Raw genomic sequence first — 14600 nt, 5'->3', positions numbered from 1 at the left:
AATCAGTTCCCATCCTCTTTACTTTCAAATCTTTCATTAATATACAGAATACATCTTAGATACTAGTACAGTCATGTCATCCCATACTTTTCCACCACTTAGAACTACAGCCTTTTCAAGAATATCTCTAGATAACGCCGATGGATTAGTGTCTGAATATCTCAAGTACTCTTCTAACCAAGAATAGCTACCAACATTATTTTTATCTATATCTAATACACCATCACTAATAGAAACTATTATATCACCATGCTTTAATTTCATTTTGTTTGAGCTTACGTCAACACTATCCAATATACCAAAAGGTAAACTGTTAGATTTTATAACTTTTACTTCTTCTCCACTCTTTATAAAGCTAACAACCCCACCAATTTTTATAAATTCTGCTTCTCCCGTATACAAATCTATTATATTTAAATCCATTGTTGTAAATTTTTCATCTTCATTAAATTTCATTGCCATTATAGAGTTTACTGTATTTATAGCTGTTTTTTCGCTAAATCCATTTTCTGTGAATTTCTCAATTAAATCTACAGCTAGCCCACTTTCTACTCCAGCTTCTGGTCCTGATCCCATACCATCACTAACTATAGTTAAATAAGTTCCATCAGTGTTCTTAGAAAAACTGTAGCTGTCTCCTGTAGAAGTTTCCCCCTCCTTAGCCCTAATAGCTGCATATGAAGACATGTGATATTTAGGAGTTTCCTCTATTATAATTGAGCATTCATCTGTATCAGGATTAATTCTACATCCTTCGCTAGATATAGATACAGGAACTCTAACTAAACCATTTATAACAGATAGAATATTTTTACTGCAGTAATTTCCACCTTCACAATTACTTAAAGTAATTTTTATTTTCATTCTTCCTTTTCTATCAAGATAACAAAATACATCTTTATATTCTATTTTATTTTTATTTAAAGCCTTTCTTAAAACCTTATCTATTTCTGAACAAACAGATATATCTTTTTCAAAATCTCTAATCATATCACCCATGGTAGATGATATATTATTTATATGATTTGCTATTAAATTTCTACCTTCACTTAATCTAGTCTTCAAAGCCTCATTTACAGTATAATTATTTACAATCTCTTGAGCGTTTTTAATTAAACTTCTTTTTTTAACACATTTTTTCTCTAAATCCTGAGGAAAATATACATCATTATTTTCACAACTACTTATAAGTTCTGAAAATCCTTCAAACGTAGAATGTAAATTTCTATCCCAACACCTTTGCTTAAGCTCACAATTATAACATACTCTATCTGCTAAACTTTCCACCATAGCGGTTCCTTTATTATTTAGTGATAATATGTCATTTTCACCTAAATTTAATACAGAAGCAGATAGACTTGATAATATAGATTTCATAGAATTTAATCTATCTACAAATTCATTTTTCACACCATTTAAGTGTATATCGTTAATAACTTCAGCCTTTTTCTCTTGATTAAACTCCTTACTTATAGATTCTATAATCATTTTAGGAATAGCAATAAATATACATAAAGCAAATAAAACTTCTAGACCTCCATTGATAGTAAACCTATTAGAATACATAGATATTATAAAGTAACTAACGAAATATGCTAGTGAAGAAAATACTCTCCCAGTATCCTTAAACACTCCAACAATAAGTCCACATAAGCTATATAAACTAATGGATGTAACTATATCATTATTAGTTATTCCTATTACAAATCCCATTGAAATTCCTATTGCAGATCCTAATCCAACGCCTCCTACATATGAAAAAATAGCTATTGTAAATAATGCAAATATATTTCTAATATAAATCCCTAAAATACTTACATTACCTACTCCCGAAATTAATAAACATACTAGTATTCCTATACTTATTAATTCTTCTGTTGAGAAAAAATAATTACTTTCTAATTCATCTATACAGTTAAACGCATAATTAAGTATATATTTTACTGGTATTATACTTAATACCTTTAAAGCAGAAAATGTTAAATTTACACCTACAGGTTGACTATATGTAGCCCAATTATATATAAAAAACGTTAAAAATATTAATCCAAATGTTATTACATCTCTTTGCTTTAACTCTAAATTGTTACATATTTCAATATAACCCATTACAATTACAGCTACTATACAGTATGCTATAGCCCCTTCTAAACTTCTATATATAGATAAATAACCCATTATAATTCCTAATAGTGATAAAAGTATATCTTTGCTCTTTTCTTTTTTTATTCCTATAAGATATGCAATTCCAAAAGGTGCTATTCCCATTTCTATTGTTACAGATAATAAAACTCTACTCAGTAAAAAACCCATTATAAAAAATGCAATTGATTTAATCGGTGTTCTTTGTAACCTTAATTCTTTTTTATTGCTTCTATTCTCCAATCTCTTGTATGTTGATATATCCACTCCGTATTGCATATATTTACCTCCAACTTCCATAAAATGTAATTAAAATTATATCATTGCATTGTAGAAATATATGTCATATGATGTACCCTATTACTTTTTTTCGTTGGACAATAATGTATAAAATTCCTTATACATAGATAAATAATTTCTATATGTATATATATTTAAAATTAATATATACATTCTAAAAATCTATATATTGTAAAGCATTACGTTTATTTTAAATAAAATAGCCTTTGTATTTATATAAACTTTTTTCAATATAAATTTGTCACTATAGCTATTTTTATGAAGAATAAACATTTCAAAAATATTAATAAATATATTTTAGTTATCATATAATTTATTTTACACTTATCACTCATTATAAAAAAGTAGACATATGTAAATTTACTTATTCCGTCGCTCCGCTCCAAGTCAACGCAAATTTACATATGTCCACCTACAAACTGAAGGTAAGGAAAGTATAAAACAAATATAAAAAAAGCACTTAAGAATATTCTTAAGTGCTTTGGTGCTGAAGACCGGAATCGAACCGGTACGGTATCGCTACCGCAGGATTTTAAGTCCTGTGCGTCTGCCTGTTCCGCCACTCCAGCATATATGGTAGCGGAAATAGGACTTGAACCTACGACACCTCGGGTATGAACCGAGTGCTCTAGCCAGCTGAGCTATTCCGCCATATTATGGTTGCGGGGGCAGGACTTGAACCTACGACCTTCGGGTTATGAGCCCGACGAGCTGCCAACTGCTCCACCCCGCGATATTATAAGCTAAATTCAACTTGGTGCTGAAGACCGGAATCGAACCGGTACGGTATCGCTACCGCAGGATTTTAAGTCCTGTGCGTCTGCCTGTTCCGCCACTCCAGCATATATGGTAGCGGAAATAGGACTTGAACCTACGACACCCCGGGTATGAACCGAGTGCTCTAGCCAGCTGAGCTATTCCGCCATATTATGGTTGCGGGGGCAGGACTTGAACCTACGACCTTCGGGTTATGAGCCCGACGAGCTGCCAACTGCTCCACCCCGCGATATTATAAGTTGAATTTAGCTTGGTGCTGAAGACCGGAATCGAACCGGTACGGTATCGCTACCGCAGGATTTTAAGTCCTGTGCGTCTGCCTGTTCCGCCACTTCAGCATATTTTTTCGCCGTCCTTCAACGACAAAATTAATTATATATTATGTTTTATATAGTGTCAACATATTTTTTGTTTTTTTATACTAACATTATGTAATTTACATTATAAAAGGCTATTATGCATAAAGCACTTAGCCTTTTATATAGATTTATATATTAAATTTATATGATGTCTCTAACTATTTAACTAAAAGCTTTTTCTTCCACTTTTAGATTTAAAATCTTGATTCTTCTTAACATCTTGCATTCTTTCTTCACTATCTTTTAAAAATCTTGACATTATATCTTCAAAATTTCCTGCATTAGAACTAGTTTTTTTGTTCTCTGAAGCCCAATCTATTTCGACAGGCTTAATTGATTTTTTTTGAACATTAGCTTGCTTTATTGATAAGCTTATTTTTCCATTATCATCGATTGATATTACTTTTACCTTAACCTTATCTTGTTCATTAAGATGTTGTCTAATATCTTTTACAAATGAATCTGCCACTTCTGAAATATGAACTAATCCTGTTTTACCCTCAATTTCTACGAAAGCTCCAAAACTAGTAATATTAACTACTGTACCCTCTAATATGTTTCCTGCCATTAAGGTCATTTTACAAAGATTCCTCCTTAAAAATTAAATAATATATGTTATTATAATAATAACCTTTTTCTATAATTTTAAAACATATTCTTTAATTTTGCTTCTGGGAATTTACAACTTTTTCTCCTTCTTTTGTCATTCCTAATCTTTCTCTAATAAGCTTTTCTATATATTCATCAGATTCGACTTTTTTTAAATCAGCCTCTAATTTACTATTTTTATCTTTAAGCTCCTCTAATTGTTTTTGACTAATAGAAATATCCTCTTGAATTCTTTTCATTGTAATTTCCTGTTTAATATAATTAAATATAAAAATTGCAAAAATAAAAACTATAACTAATCTTTTAAGAGTTAATTGCTTTTTAATTGCTCTCACCCTCTTTAAAATATATTATATATTATATTTTAAACACTATATATATTTTATTCAAGCTATTTTTTTATGTTCACACTTTTTCCTTATTTTTTTCCTGAAATATTAGAATATATAATTTTTATAGGATAAATTAAATTTTTTAAAATTACTCTTATAACTCTACTTAATTTATCTATTATACTTCTCTCTAATTTTAAAACTATAGGACTAACAAATCTTAAGTAAATAATCAAAGTTATAGTCATGAAAATATATACATATGGTCCTAAGAAGGCATAATTGGTGTATAGTAAAAAAGTAAACACTATAATAGCAGTTAATATCCAAAATAATATATCTTGTATGATAATTATTATCTTAGGTATTTTTACTCCTCTTATTATGTTGTAAAGATCAAACATAATTCCTATTAATATTCCGGAAATAATTGAATACATAACTATGTCAAATTGAGCTTCTATTGATAAAGGCATATAATCTCCTACTTAAATAACTTAGAAATTATATTTTCTTTTTCTTTTTTAACTTCTTTACTACTATATACTATAGAGGATATATTTCCTATAATTATAACATCACCATTTTGCACATCTAGCTTATTCATTTTCAATTCCGATCCCTTGATTGTTAAAAACCCTAATTTTGTATTTAATAATATCTTTTCATCATCGAAACTTATTACTTCTTCTACTCCAGTAAGTATTAATTTTTTTCTATTCTCTAAAGTTATATTACCCCTTGGCTCTTCTAACTTATTTTCATTCTTCTTTTCCATTTTATCTCCTCCACATATTCTTTATAAAAATATATGAATGAGATAGTATTTTTATTCTTTATCTTCTTCTCCTTCTAGTATCTCGTACATTTCTTTTGCATTTTCTTTTTTAACATGCTCTACAATATTTATTATTCTAGCTTTTAATGATCTATTAGCAAATTGAATTTCTATTATATCACCTTCTTTTACAACTGTAGATGGCTTAGCTACCTTATTATTAATAGAAACTCTCCCACCCTCACATACTTCCTTTGCTACTGTTCTTCTTTTTATTATTCTTGAAACTTTAAGATATTTATCTAACCTCATAGTTAATCTCCTTATTAATTTATATTATTAAAAGAACCCGAGAAATCTCGGGTCCTATTATACTATTTATTAACTTTTTCTTTAAATTCTTTACCAGCTTTAAATACTGGAACTGTTGAAGCTGGAATGTTTATAGTTTCTTTAGTTCTTGGATTTCTTCCTTCTCTTGCAGCTCTTTCTCTTGTTTCAAAAGTTCCGAATCCAACTAATTGAACTTTCTCACCTTTTTCTAAAGCTTCTTCAACGCTTTCTATAAATGCTTTTAGAGCTAACTCAGCATCCTTTTTAGTTAATTTACTTTTTTCTGACATGCTAGTGATTAATTCTGCTTTATTCACAATTACATCCTCCTTAAATAACCCGTTATATATTTTTAGTAGTTAACTATTTCTGTTAATATGTACTATAACTACATTCTCTTATTATATATCGTCTTTTAATACTAGTCTATAAGATTATGATTTTTTTGTTATAAAAGCTATTTATTACAATAAGTTATTTATAGTATAGTATAAACCATTATATATTATTCTTCAAACATCTTATAAATCCTTCTTATTTTCGTAAAATTCTTTACTTTTTGCCTTATTCCATAGTTCATCCATTTCTTCTAATGTCATTTCACTTAAAATTTTATTAGATTTTAAAGCTGTTTCTTCTATAAATGAAAATCGTTTTATGAATTTTTGTATAGTTGAATTAACTGCTTCCTCTTCATCAACATTTAGTATTCTGGCTACATTAACACATGCAAATATTAAGTCTCCTACTTCATCTTTTATTTTTTCCTTATTATTGGATTTATATACATCTAATACCTCTTTTAATTCTTCTTTTACTTTTAAAGCTGCATCTTCTACATTATCCCAATCAAAACCTACCTTAGAAGCCTTTTTTTGCACCTTATGTGCCCTAATTAAAGATGGTAGTGCATTAGCTATAGCATTCATTTCTTCCGTTACTGTAGTAAAGCTCTTTTCCATTTTCTTAAGCTCTTCCCAGTTGCTAAGAACCTCCCCACTATTATCAGCCTTATCTTCACCGAATACATGAGGATGCCTATATATCATCTTATTGCATATAGATTCAATTATATCATAAATGTTAAAGTATCCGTCATCCTTTCCTATAGATCCATGAAATACTACATGCAATAAAACATCTCCTAATTCCTCAATCATACCATCTATATCATCATTATTTATGCTATCTATAACTTCATATGCTTCTTCTAAAAGTTGATTTTTTATGCTTTCATGAGTTTGCTCTATATCCCAAGGACACCCATTTTCTCCTCTTAAAGTATCTATTATTTCAACTAAATCATTAAAATCTTTTTTATTATTAATATCTTTAGGTATATATATAGATGTTAAATAATCTATATCATCTTGCATATCTAACTCATATATTGGAATTTTCCTTATAGATTCTTCTGAAACTATTCCAGCTGCTCTAACATAATATATCTCAGTATCATCATTATAATATTCTAATAATTTTAACTTTACCTCAGAGGCTATTAATGGGTTATATACTTGAGTTATTATAGTTCCTATTCTCTTATCTAAAATTTGATTTTTCATATCAAATGCGTCTATAACCTTTAACCCTTCTATAGGATCTATTTTTAATACATCCATCATAGCATCTATAAAACTTACGGCTGGTAATATAGTATATTCTATCCCTTTTTCTTCACATAAATTTATAAGATTAAAAACCGATTTTTCTGCTACTAAAGGATGTCCTGGAACTGCATATATCATTTCTTTAGTATCTAAATATTTACTTACTATATCCTTTGCTATATTTTCATATACCTCATCAAAGCTATCAGATATTTCATAATAATTATCATATGTTTTAAACTCTTTTATTTTTCCTTTTAAATAATCTACTGTAGGATGTTTTTCTGTTCTAAAGTATATATTCTTTCCTTCTTCTAAAGCTTTAACCGCTCCTATTGTTAAGGCTTCTGGTGCTCCTGGTCCCAACCCTATTATCTTTATCATTAGGTCCTCTCCTTACTAATTAATTTTTATGACTTTACTTTTTATTTCATCTATACTAAATACTTTTAATATTAGTATTAATACCATATATATAATAATACCCAAAAATATAGCTACTAAGCAAGAAAATCCATTGCTAGATGTCTTATTAAATAAAAATAAATATGTGGCTAATACGCCAGCTATCATAGCTAAGGAAGCAATAATTGGCTTAATAAATGTTTGATATATACTTAACCTTAGTTTCAATCTCTTTTTTAGTGATACTAAATTTAGTATAGTTGATACTAGGTATGCTGATATGCTTGCTATTACAGCTCCATATATATTAATATTAGCCATTGGTACTAGTGTAAAGGTTAATATAACCTTTACTATACATCCTATAAACAAATTTATTATAGGTCTTATATAATGACCTATTCCTTGCATAATAGATGTTGTTGTTTGAGTTATTATTATAAAAGGAACAGATAAAGATAAATACTTAAGTATTAATATGCCATCCCATTTGCCAGGGAATATAACTTTCATTATAGGTCCTGCTAAGAAAAACAATCCCATAGTACAAGGCATTGCTATTAACATAGATAATTTTAATGACAATTGAACTTTTGATTCTAAATCCTTTCTTTTATTCATTATATAATTTTCTGCTATTATAGGAATTAAAGAAGTTCCTAATGCCATAGATAATGTTAGTGGTATATTGGTTATTACATTTGCTTTCCCTGTTAATTGAGCATATAAAATCGTTGCTCCTTCTGAGGTTAATCCTGCTTGTAAAAGCTTTTGAGGAACTAATATAGAGTCAATTAAACTCATAATTGTTCCAACAGTTGTACCTACAGAAATAGGTAATGCTATCCTTAATATAGAAGTCAATACTTCTGGATTGCTTTTAACTTTTTTATTCCACATTTGTTTCTTTACTTTTTTATATTTTTCATAAAGATATGTTGCTCCTATTACTCCTCCTGCTGCTGCACCAAAGGCTGCTCCCCCTGCTGCATATTCTATTCCCTTTGGTAAAAGTAATATGGCAAGTCCAACTCCTATTATAACTCTTCCTATTTGTTCAAGTATTTGGGATACTCCTGATGGAGTCATATTTTGTAATCCTTGAAAAAAACCTCTATATATTGTCATTATAGATATTATAAATGGTGCAAAGGAGATTCCAAGTAATGCATAATATGATTTTGCATCCCATTGAACAAAATTAATAATAGGTTTAGCAAAAAAGAATAATATAAGGGTTGTACCAACACCTAAAAACATCATTAAAATTGTTGATTCCTTTACAATTTCAAAGACTCCTTGTATATCTCCCTTTGCTTTTTTTTCTGATATCATTTTTGAAATAGCTACTGGTACTCCTGATGCCATAGCAACGAAAAACATATATAGCGGATATGACATTTGATAGTATCCAACACCTTCGTCTCCTATAAGCATTATTAATGGCCATCTAAAAAATAATCCTAGAAATCTTGCAACTATTCCAGCTATTCCAAGTACTAAACTTGCTTTAATTAATGATTGTTTTCTCATAAAATACCTCCAAACTTCAAATAGGCTTTAGTAAATTTGTATTGTAAGTTTAGAGGTATTATTACTTTATTTTATTGATAACTTTATATTTGATTAAATATTTATTTTTATTGCTCCATTTGCTTACCTAAGAAAGCTGAAGCTGTTTCAGATAACTTTAATTCTACTTCTCCCAGTTTTTCTCCAGATTCTTTAGATAATATTATTACTGCTCCAATTGCATCGCCTTCTGCTATTATTGGAGATATTACTTGGCTAGCATATTTTCCTGCCTCATCATCATTATGTAATGGAATAGTTTTTGATTGTTCTGTTATAAGTATAGCTCTTCTATCTTCCATTATTTTTTCTAGTTCTACGCTAACCTTTCTTTCCATATAATCTCGCTTAGGAGCACCGCTAACTGATATAAATGCATCTTTGTCTGCTATTAAAACAATATGTCCAATTGCTTGTTGTAAGCTTTCTGCATATTCTTTAGAGAAATCTGTTAATTCTCCAATCGGTGAATATTTTTTTAAAATAACCCCACCTTCTCTATCAGTGAAAATCTCTAGCGGATCACCTTCTCTAATTCTTAAAGTTCTTCTTATTTCTTTTGGTATAACAACTCTGCCTAAGTCATCAATACGTCTAACAATTCCTGTTGCCTTCATTATTGTGAGATACCTCCTTTTATTAATAATAATTAGTTGCAATATTATTATTTGACTTCTTAGAAATTTTATACCCATATAACCAAATTTTATAAAATTCAATATTTGAAAGTTTATATAAAAATAAGCCCAGCTAATTTTTATATAAATTAGCTAGGCTTATTTAGTTTACTAAAGTTTATCTTCGTATGTCTTTACCTTATAATCTTTTTTCCATTGTTCAAGCGAATCTTTATACACTTCATTCTTCTTTTGATTCTCTAAAGTAGTTTTTATAGAGTCTTTTGATTCATCAAAAGTCTTTTGTTTTACATCTGTTGCTTTAATTATATGATATCCAAACTTACTCTTTACTGGTTCTGATATTTCTCCCTCTTTAAGGTTTTTAACGCCAGCCACAAATTCTGCAACATATTGAGTTGAATTATAAGGTACAACTCCTAAACTTCCACCAGCATCTTTCGTTCCTGGATCTTCTGAAAATTCTTTTGCTAAAGCAGCAAAATCTTCACCCTTTGCAGCTCTTTCCCTTATTTCTTTAGCCTTTGCTTCATCAGATATTAATATATGGGCTACATTAGCCTCCCCGAAACTATCTTTATTTTCATCGTAATATGTTTTTATATCTTCATCAGATATATTTATATCTTTAAATATCTCTTCTGCCACCTTAGTTGATATTAATTGATTTTTCATACCTTCACTAAGCTTAGTAGTATATTCATCTAATGTCATACCAGTAGCTTCAAGAGCTTTATTCAATCCTTCTTCTCCGCCATAATTTGCCTTTATACTATCAATATACTTTTTAGTTTCAGTATCAACTTCTTCTTGAGTTGGAGCTAGACCTAGGTCTTCAGCTTTTTTCGTCATGATTTTTTCGTCAACTAACATGTTTAAAGCTTGAGTTTTCACAGTTTTTATTTGTTCTGCAAGCTGAGCATTTTTTTCGAAATCTTTTCCATATTGTTGTTCCATATATGGATTTACAATTTCATCTACATCTCCCTTTGTAATCTTAGTATTCCCCACCTTTGCTACAACTGTGTTTTTAATTGCTTCTGGTGTCTTTTGTATCATTTCACATCCAACTGCTGAAAAAGCAAATATACTTAAAGCTCCTGCAGCTATAATTTTTTTAATTTTAATCAATGATGTTCCCTCATTTCTCATTTAATTTGTTTCAATACCATTATACTTAATTAGTATATCAATATTGTGACAGTTATTCAATTTATAAAAATATCTTTACATATTTTTTGTTAAATTATCCAACATTTCTTTATAAAATGCTAAAGAAGTTTTCTTAATCTCTGAATCTCTTACTGCAAAATAAGGTTTTTCACCAAACATTAAGAACACTTTATCTTTGTAGTTTTCTAGTAAATACTTATATATACTGTTTAAATCTCTAATTCCCTCTGCAAATATAAATTTAACCTCTTTTGGCGTTTCTTTTATTTCTTCTATAGAAAGAATTTTAGCTCTACTCTTTATATAAGCTATATCCATTAAATTATAAACAGGTTCTGGAACTTCTGAATATCTATCTTCTAATTCAGATTTTATATCCATGTAGTCCTCTAATCCATCTATTGCAGCAATCTTTTTATAAACCTCTATCTTTTGTATTTCATCTTCAATATAAGTTCCTGGTATATATGCATCCACTTTTATATCAACTGTTGTTTCAATAGGTTCCTTTTCTATTTCTCCCTTTATAATTTTTATTGTATCTTCTAGCATTCTACAATATAAATCATACCCTATTGCAGCCATATGTCCATGTTGAGATGAGCCCATCATATTTCCTGCTCCTCTAATCTCTAAATCTCTCATGGCTATCTTGAATCCAGATCCTAGTTCTGTAAAATCTTTAAGCGCCTTCAATCTCTTTTCAGCTACTTCTGTTAAAATTTTATCTTTTGTGTACATAAAATATGCATATGCTATTCTATTAGATCTTCCTACTCTACCTCTTAGTTGATAAAGCTGTGATAATCCCATCTTATCTGAATCATGAATTATCATAGTATTAACATTTGGTATATCTATACCAGTTTCTATAATTGTAGTACAAACTAATATATCATATTCCCTATTCATGAAACTTACCATTTCTTTTTCTAACTGTCTTTCTGTCATTTGCCCATGTATAATTCCAACCTTACATTCAGGCACTAGCTCACTTATATATTTAGCCATTCCTTCTATACTTTCAACTCTGTTATATACATAGTAAACTTGGCCACTTCTATTTACTTCTCTTAATATGGCATCTCTTACCAGTTGATCATTTTGCTCAACTACATAAGTTTGAATCGGATATCTTTCTTCAGGTGGAGTTTCTATTACAGATATATCTCTTGCTCCCGTTAATGACATATGCAAAGTTCTAGGTATCGGCGTTGCACTTAAAGTTAACACATCTACATTTTTCTTTAGGCTCTTTATCTTTTCCTTTTGAGCAACTCCAAATCTTTGTTCCTCATCTATTATTAAAAGACCTAAATCTTTAAATACAATATCTTTAGAAACAAGTCTATGTGTTCCTATTAATAAGTCAACATTTCCTTCTTTAGCAGATTGAAGTGTACTCTTTTGTTCTTTTGCACTTCTGAATCTACTTATCATATCTATTTTTATTGGGAAATCTGAAAATCTTTTTGTCATATTTTTATAATGCTGCTCCGCTAATATAGTGGTAGGAACTAAAAATGCCACTTGCTTTCCATCCATAACAGCCTTAAATGCTGCTCTAATAGCTACTTCCGTTTTTCCATAACCAACATCACCACACAAAAGTCTGTCCATAGGCTTATCTGATTCCATATCTACCTTTATTTCTTCGAGAGATGTTAGTTGGTCTGGTGTTTCTTCAAATGGAAATTCATCTTCAAATTGTTTTTGCCATTCTGTATCTTTTCTAAATTTATGTCCCTTTAATGTGGCTCTTGCTGCATAAAGCTTTACTAAGTCTTCTGCTATTTCATTTATTGACTTTTTAACTTTTGCCTTTGCCTTGTTCCACTCATTACTTCCAAGTTTATTTACCTTAGGAGTCTTACCTTCACTCCCTATATATTTTTGAACTAAGTCAAGTTGATCAACAGGCACATATAACTTATCACCTTTATCATAGATAATATCTAAGTAGTCCCTCTTATGGCCTCCTACTTCAATTTGCTTTATACCTTTATAGACACCCACACCATGATTAGCATGAACAACATAATCTCCAAGTTTAAGTTCTGCAAAACTTTTTATCTTTGCTATACCTTTTCGTGTACTTGCCTTTTGGGATATTTTTCTTTTAGCTTCTCCAAAAACATCTTTATCAGAAATTATGCATAACTTTAAATCTGGGTATTCGAATCCTTTTAGTAAGTTTCCAAAAGTTATTACAACCTCCCCAAATTCTATTGATTTTATATCCTCTCTATATGAACTTTCTATCTCTCTATCTCTTAATGTATTTACAAGTCTCTCTCCTCTTGTTCTTGTTCCTGATAATATTATTGTTTTGTATCCCTTTGACTTCTTATCTTTAATATCCTCTATTAATAAGTCTAATTGACCTTGATAACTATTAAGTGTAATTTCCTTAATTGAATATCTGTCTATTGGATTTAACATCTTGGTATTAACTGCAAATACATCTAAAGTTATAACTTTTTGTGTTTCTAGCTTTTCAGTTAATTTTTCTTTTTCTATTAAAAGCCTATTTTGTGAAGGTAAAATACCACCCCTTTGCAAAAAGGCTTCATAGTTTTCATTAAATTCAAAATAGCAGCTTTCTAACTTTCCTTCACATTTTTTAACATCATCCACTATATATGTATAGTCTTTTACATAGTTAAAAAAGCTATCTGGCTTATCATAAAAATAAGGTAAATAACTATCTAAAGTTTCAAATGTTAAAGTTTCAATTAGTGATTCTATATTAGCATTTACTATAGATTCCAACTTTTGAATTCTTTCATCCTTTTCATTAGAAGAAGCTTTAATAACTTCTAATTCTCTAAGCATATTTTCTTTTCCTCTGCTTAAAGATTCTTCACTTAAGATAACTTCTTTAGCTGGAAATATCTCTACACTGTTAACCTTCTCAATACTTCTTTGAGATTCTGTATTAAAAGTTCTTATAGATTCTATAAAATCTCCAAAAAGCTCTATTCTATATGGGTAAGTAGAAGTTGGTGGAAATACATCTAGTATTCCTCCTCTTAAAGAAAATTCACCTTTTCCTTCTACTGCCTCTACTCTTTCATAACCACTTTCTACTAGCTTTTTAGATAACTCCTTAAAGTTAACCTCATTATCAACCTCAAGTTTAAAAGTGTACTCTAAAAATAATTCCTTTGGAGTATAAATAGAGGTTAGTGAGTCTATAGATGTTACTATTATTTTATTTTTGTTATTTAAAATTTCCTTAATTACTTTTAACCTAGCCCATCTTAAATCTCCTGAAATAGCGTCTATATTATAAAAAACTACTTCTTTTGCAGGAAAGTAGTAAATATCATTTGTATAAAAGCTCAAATCTTCATATATATTTTTAGCTTCCATATCACTATGAGTAAGTATTATCATGGATGATTCTAAGTTTTCGTATATTCCATAAATACTATAGCTTTTTCCTGAATCTGATAATCCATTTATATTAATTGGGTATCTTTTTTTCTTAATACTTGATATTATTTCATTAAAAGCAGAGCTGTCCCTTAAAGGCTGCAATACCCCCTTTAATCTCATTAATCTACACC

12 protein-coding genes and 7 tRNA genes are annotated in these 14600 nt (G+C 29.2%); all 19 read right to left on the bottom strand.

Features of this window, described 5'->3' with window-relative positions:
• Positions 1-36 precede the first annotated feature (36 nt).
• The gene (spoIIE, locus tag ACZJV1_RS00955) at positions 37-2421 is read right to left on the bottom strand and encodes a stage II sporulation protein E (RefSeq protein ID WP_463651143.1); all 2385 of its coding nucleotides are present in this window, start codon (positions 2419-2421) and stop codon (positions 37-39) included.
• Positions 2422-2924: 503 nt separating this feature from the next.
• A tRNA-Leu gene (locus ACZJV1_RS00950) sits at positions 2925-3011 on the bottom strand.
• A gap of 5 nt (positions 3012-3016) precedes the next feature.
• Positions 3017-3093: transfer RNA gene (locus tag ACZJV1_RS00945), tRNA-Met, on the bottom strand.
• A gap of 6 nt (positions 3094-3099) precedes the next feature.
• Positions 3100-3175 (bottom strand) — tRNA-Met (locus ACZJV1_RS00940).
• Between the two features lie 22 nt (positions 3176-3197).
• Positions 3198-3284 (bottom strand) — tRNA-Leu (locus ACZJV1_RS00935).
• Positions 3285-3289: 5 nt separating this feature from the next.
• Positions 3290-3366, bottom strand: a tRNA-Met gene (locus tag ACZJV1_RS00930).
• A gap of 6 nt (positions 3367-3372) precedes the next feature.
• Positions 3373-3448: transfer RNA gene (locus ACZJV1_RS00925), tRNA-Met, on the bottom strand.
• A gap of 22 nt (positions 3449-3470) precedes the next feature.
• Positions 3471-3557, bottom strand: a tRNA-Leu gene (locus ACZJV1_RS00920).
• A 187-nt stretch (positions 3558-3744) separates the two neighbouring features.
• Positions 3745-4155 carry a S1 domain-containing RNA-binding protein gene (locus tag ACZJV1_RS00915; protein WP_460288453.1) on the bottom strand — a complete coding sequence of 137 codons (411 nt, stop codon included), beginning with the start codon at positions 4153-4155 and terminating at the stop codon, positions 3745-3747.
• A gap of 82 nt (positions 4156-4237) precedes the next feature.
• Positions 4238-4522, bottom strand: a complete 285-nt coding sequence (locus ACZJV1_RS00910) for an FtsB family cell division protein (RefSeq protein ID WP_322379399.1) — start codon at positions 4520-4522, stop codon at positions 4238-4240.
• An 83-nt stretch (positions 4523-4605) separates the two neighbouring features.
• Positions 4606-4995 carry a spore cortex biosynthesis protein YabQ gene (gene yabQ, locus ACZJV1_RS00905; RefSeq protein ID WP_411169478.1) on the bottom strand — a complete coding sequence of 130 codons (390 nt, stop codon included), beginning with the start codon at positions 4993-4995 and terminating at the stop codon, positions 4606-4608.
• Between the two features lie 8 nt (positions 4996-5003).
• Positions 5004-5297 (bottom strand): sporulation protein YabP, encoded by a 294-nt coding sequence (yabP, locus tag ACZJV1_RS00900; RefSeq protein ID WP_411169477.1) that lies wholly within the window; start codon positions 5295-5297, stop codon positions 5004-5006.
• Positions 5298-5348: 51 nt separating this feature from the next.
• On the bottom strand, positions 5349-5609 hold the full coding sequence (locus ACZJV1_RS00895) for an RNA-binding S4 domain-containing protein (RefSeq protein ID WP_411169476.1): 261 nt from the start codon (positions 5607-5609) through the stop codon (positions 5349-5351).
• A gap of 62 nt (positions 5610-5671) precedes the next feature.
• Positions 5672-5947, bottom strand: a complete 276-nt coding sequence (locus ACZJV1_RS00890; protein WP_016206851.1) for an HU family DNA-binding protein — start codon at positions 5945-5947, stop codon at positions 5672-5674.
• Between the two features lie 204 nt (positions 5948-6151).
• Positions 6152-7624, bottom strand: a complete 1473-nt coding sequence (gene yabN / locus ACZJV1_RS00885; RefSeq protein ID WP_463651142.1) for a bifunctional methyltransferase/pyrophosphohydrolase YabN — start codon at positions 7622-7624, stop codon at positions 6152-6154.
• A 15-nt stretch (positions 7625-7639) separates the two neighbouring features.
• The gene (locus ACZJV1_RS00880) at positions 7640-9178 is read right to left on the bottom strand and encodes a putative polysaccharide biosynthesis protein (protein WP_460288460.1); all 1539 of its coding nucleotides are present in this window, start codon (positions 9176-9178) and stop codon (positions 7640-7642) included.
• A gap of 107 nt (positions 9179-9285) precedes the next feature.
• Positions 9286-9834, bottom strand: a complete 549-nt coding sequence (gene spoVT / locus ACZJV1_RS00875) for a stage V sporulation protein T (RefSeq protein WP_411169473.1) — start codon at positions 9832-9834, stop codon at positions 9286-9288.
• Positions 9835-10005: 171 nt separating this feature from the next.
• Entirely contained in the window at positions 10006-10986 is a 981-nt protein-coding gene (locus tag ACZJV1_RS00870) for a peptidylprolyl isomerase (protein ID WP_411169472.1), read from the bottom strand.
• Between the two features lie 96 nt (positions 10987-11082).
• A complete protein-coding gene (gene mfd / locus ACZJV1_RS00865) occupies positions 11083-14589 on the bottom strand; it encodes a transcription-repair coupling factor (RefSeq protein ID WP_460288464.1) in 3507 nt (1168 codons plus the stop codon).
• Positions 14590-14600 lie beyond the last annotated feature (11 nt).

This window comes from Clostridium sp. LS3, from assembly GCF_055330225.1.
The sequence above is the reverse complement of the archived record's forward strand: the minus strand, read 5'-3'. Positions and strand labels throughout refer to the sequence as shown.

Excerpts from the sequence above, each read along its gene's own strand:
- spoIIE (WP_463651143.1), bottom strand. The coding sequence starts at position 2,421 with ATGCAATACGGAGTGGATATATCAACATACAAGAGATTGGAGAATAGA.
- ACZJV1_RS00915 (WP_460288453.1), bottom strand. The coding sequence starts at position 4,155 with ATGACCTTAATGGCAGGAAACATATTAGAGGGTACAGTAGTTAATATT.
- yabQ (WP_411169478.1), bottom strand. The coding sequence starts at position 4,995 with ATGCCTTTATCAATAGAAGCTCAATTTGACATAGTTATGTATTCAATT.
- yabP (WP_411169477.1), bottom strand. The coding sequence starts at position 5,297 with ATGGAAAAGAAGAATGAAAATAAGTTAGAAGAGCCAAGGGGTAATATA.
- ACZJV1_RS00895 (WP_411169476.1), bottom strand. The coding sequence starts at position 5,609 with ATGAGGTTAGATAAATATCTTAAAGTTTCAAGAATAATAAAAAGAAGA.
- yabN (WP_463651142.1), bottom strand. The coding sequence starts at position 7,624 with ATGATAAAGATAATAGGGTTGGGACCAGGAGCACCAGAAGCCTTAACA.
- ACZJV1_RS00880 (WP_460288460.1), bottom strand. The coding sequence starts at position 9,178 with ATGAGAAAACAATCATTAATTAAAGCAAGTTTAGTACTTGGAATAGCT.
- spoVT (WP_411169473.1), bottom strand. The coding sequence starts at position 9,834 with ATGAAGGCAACAGGAATTGTTAGACGTATTGATGACTTAGGCAGAGTT.
- mfd (WP_460288464.1), bottom strand. The coding sequence starts at position 14,589 with ATGAGATTAAAGGGGGTATTGCAGCCTTTAAGGGACAGCTCTGCTTTT.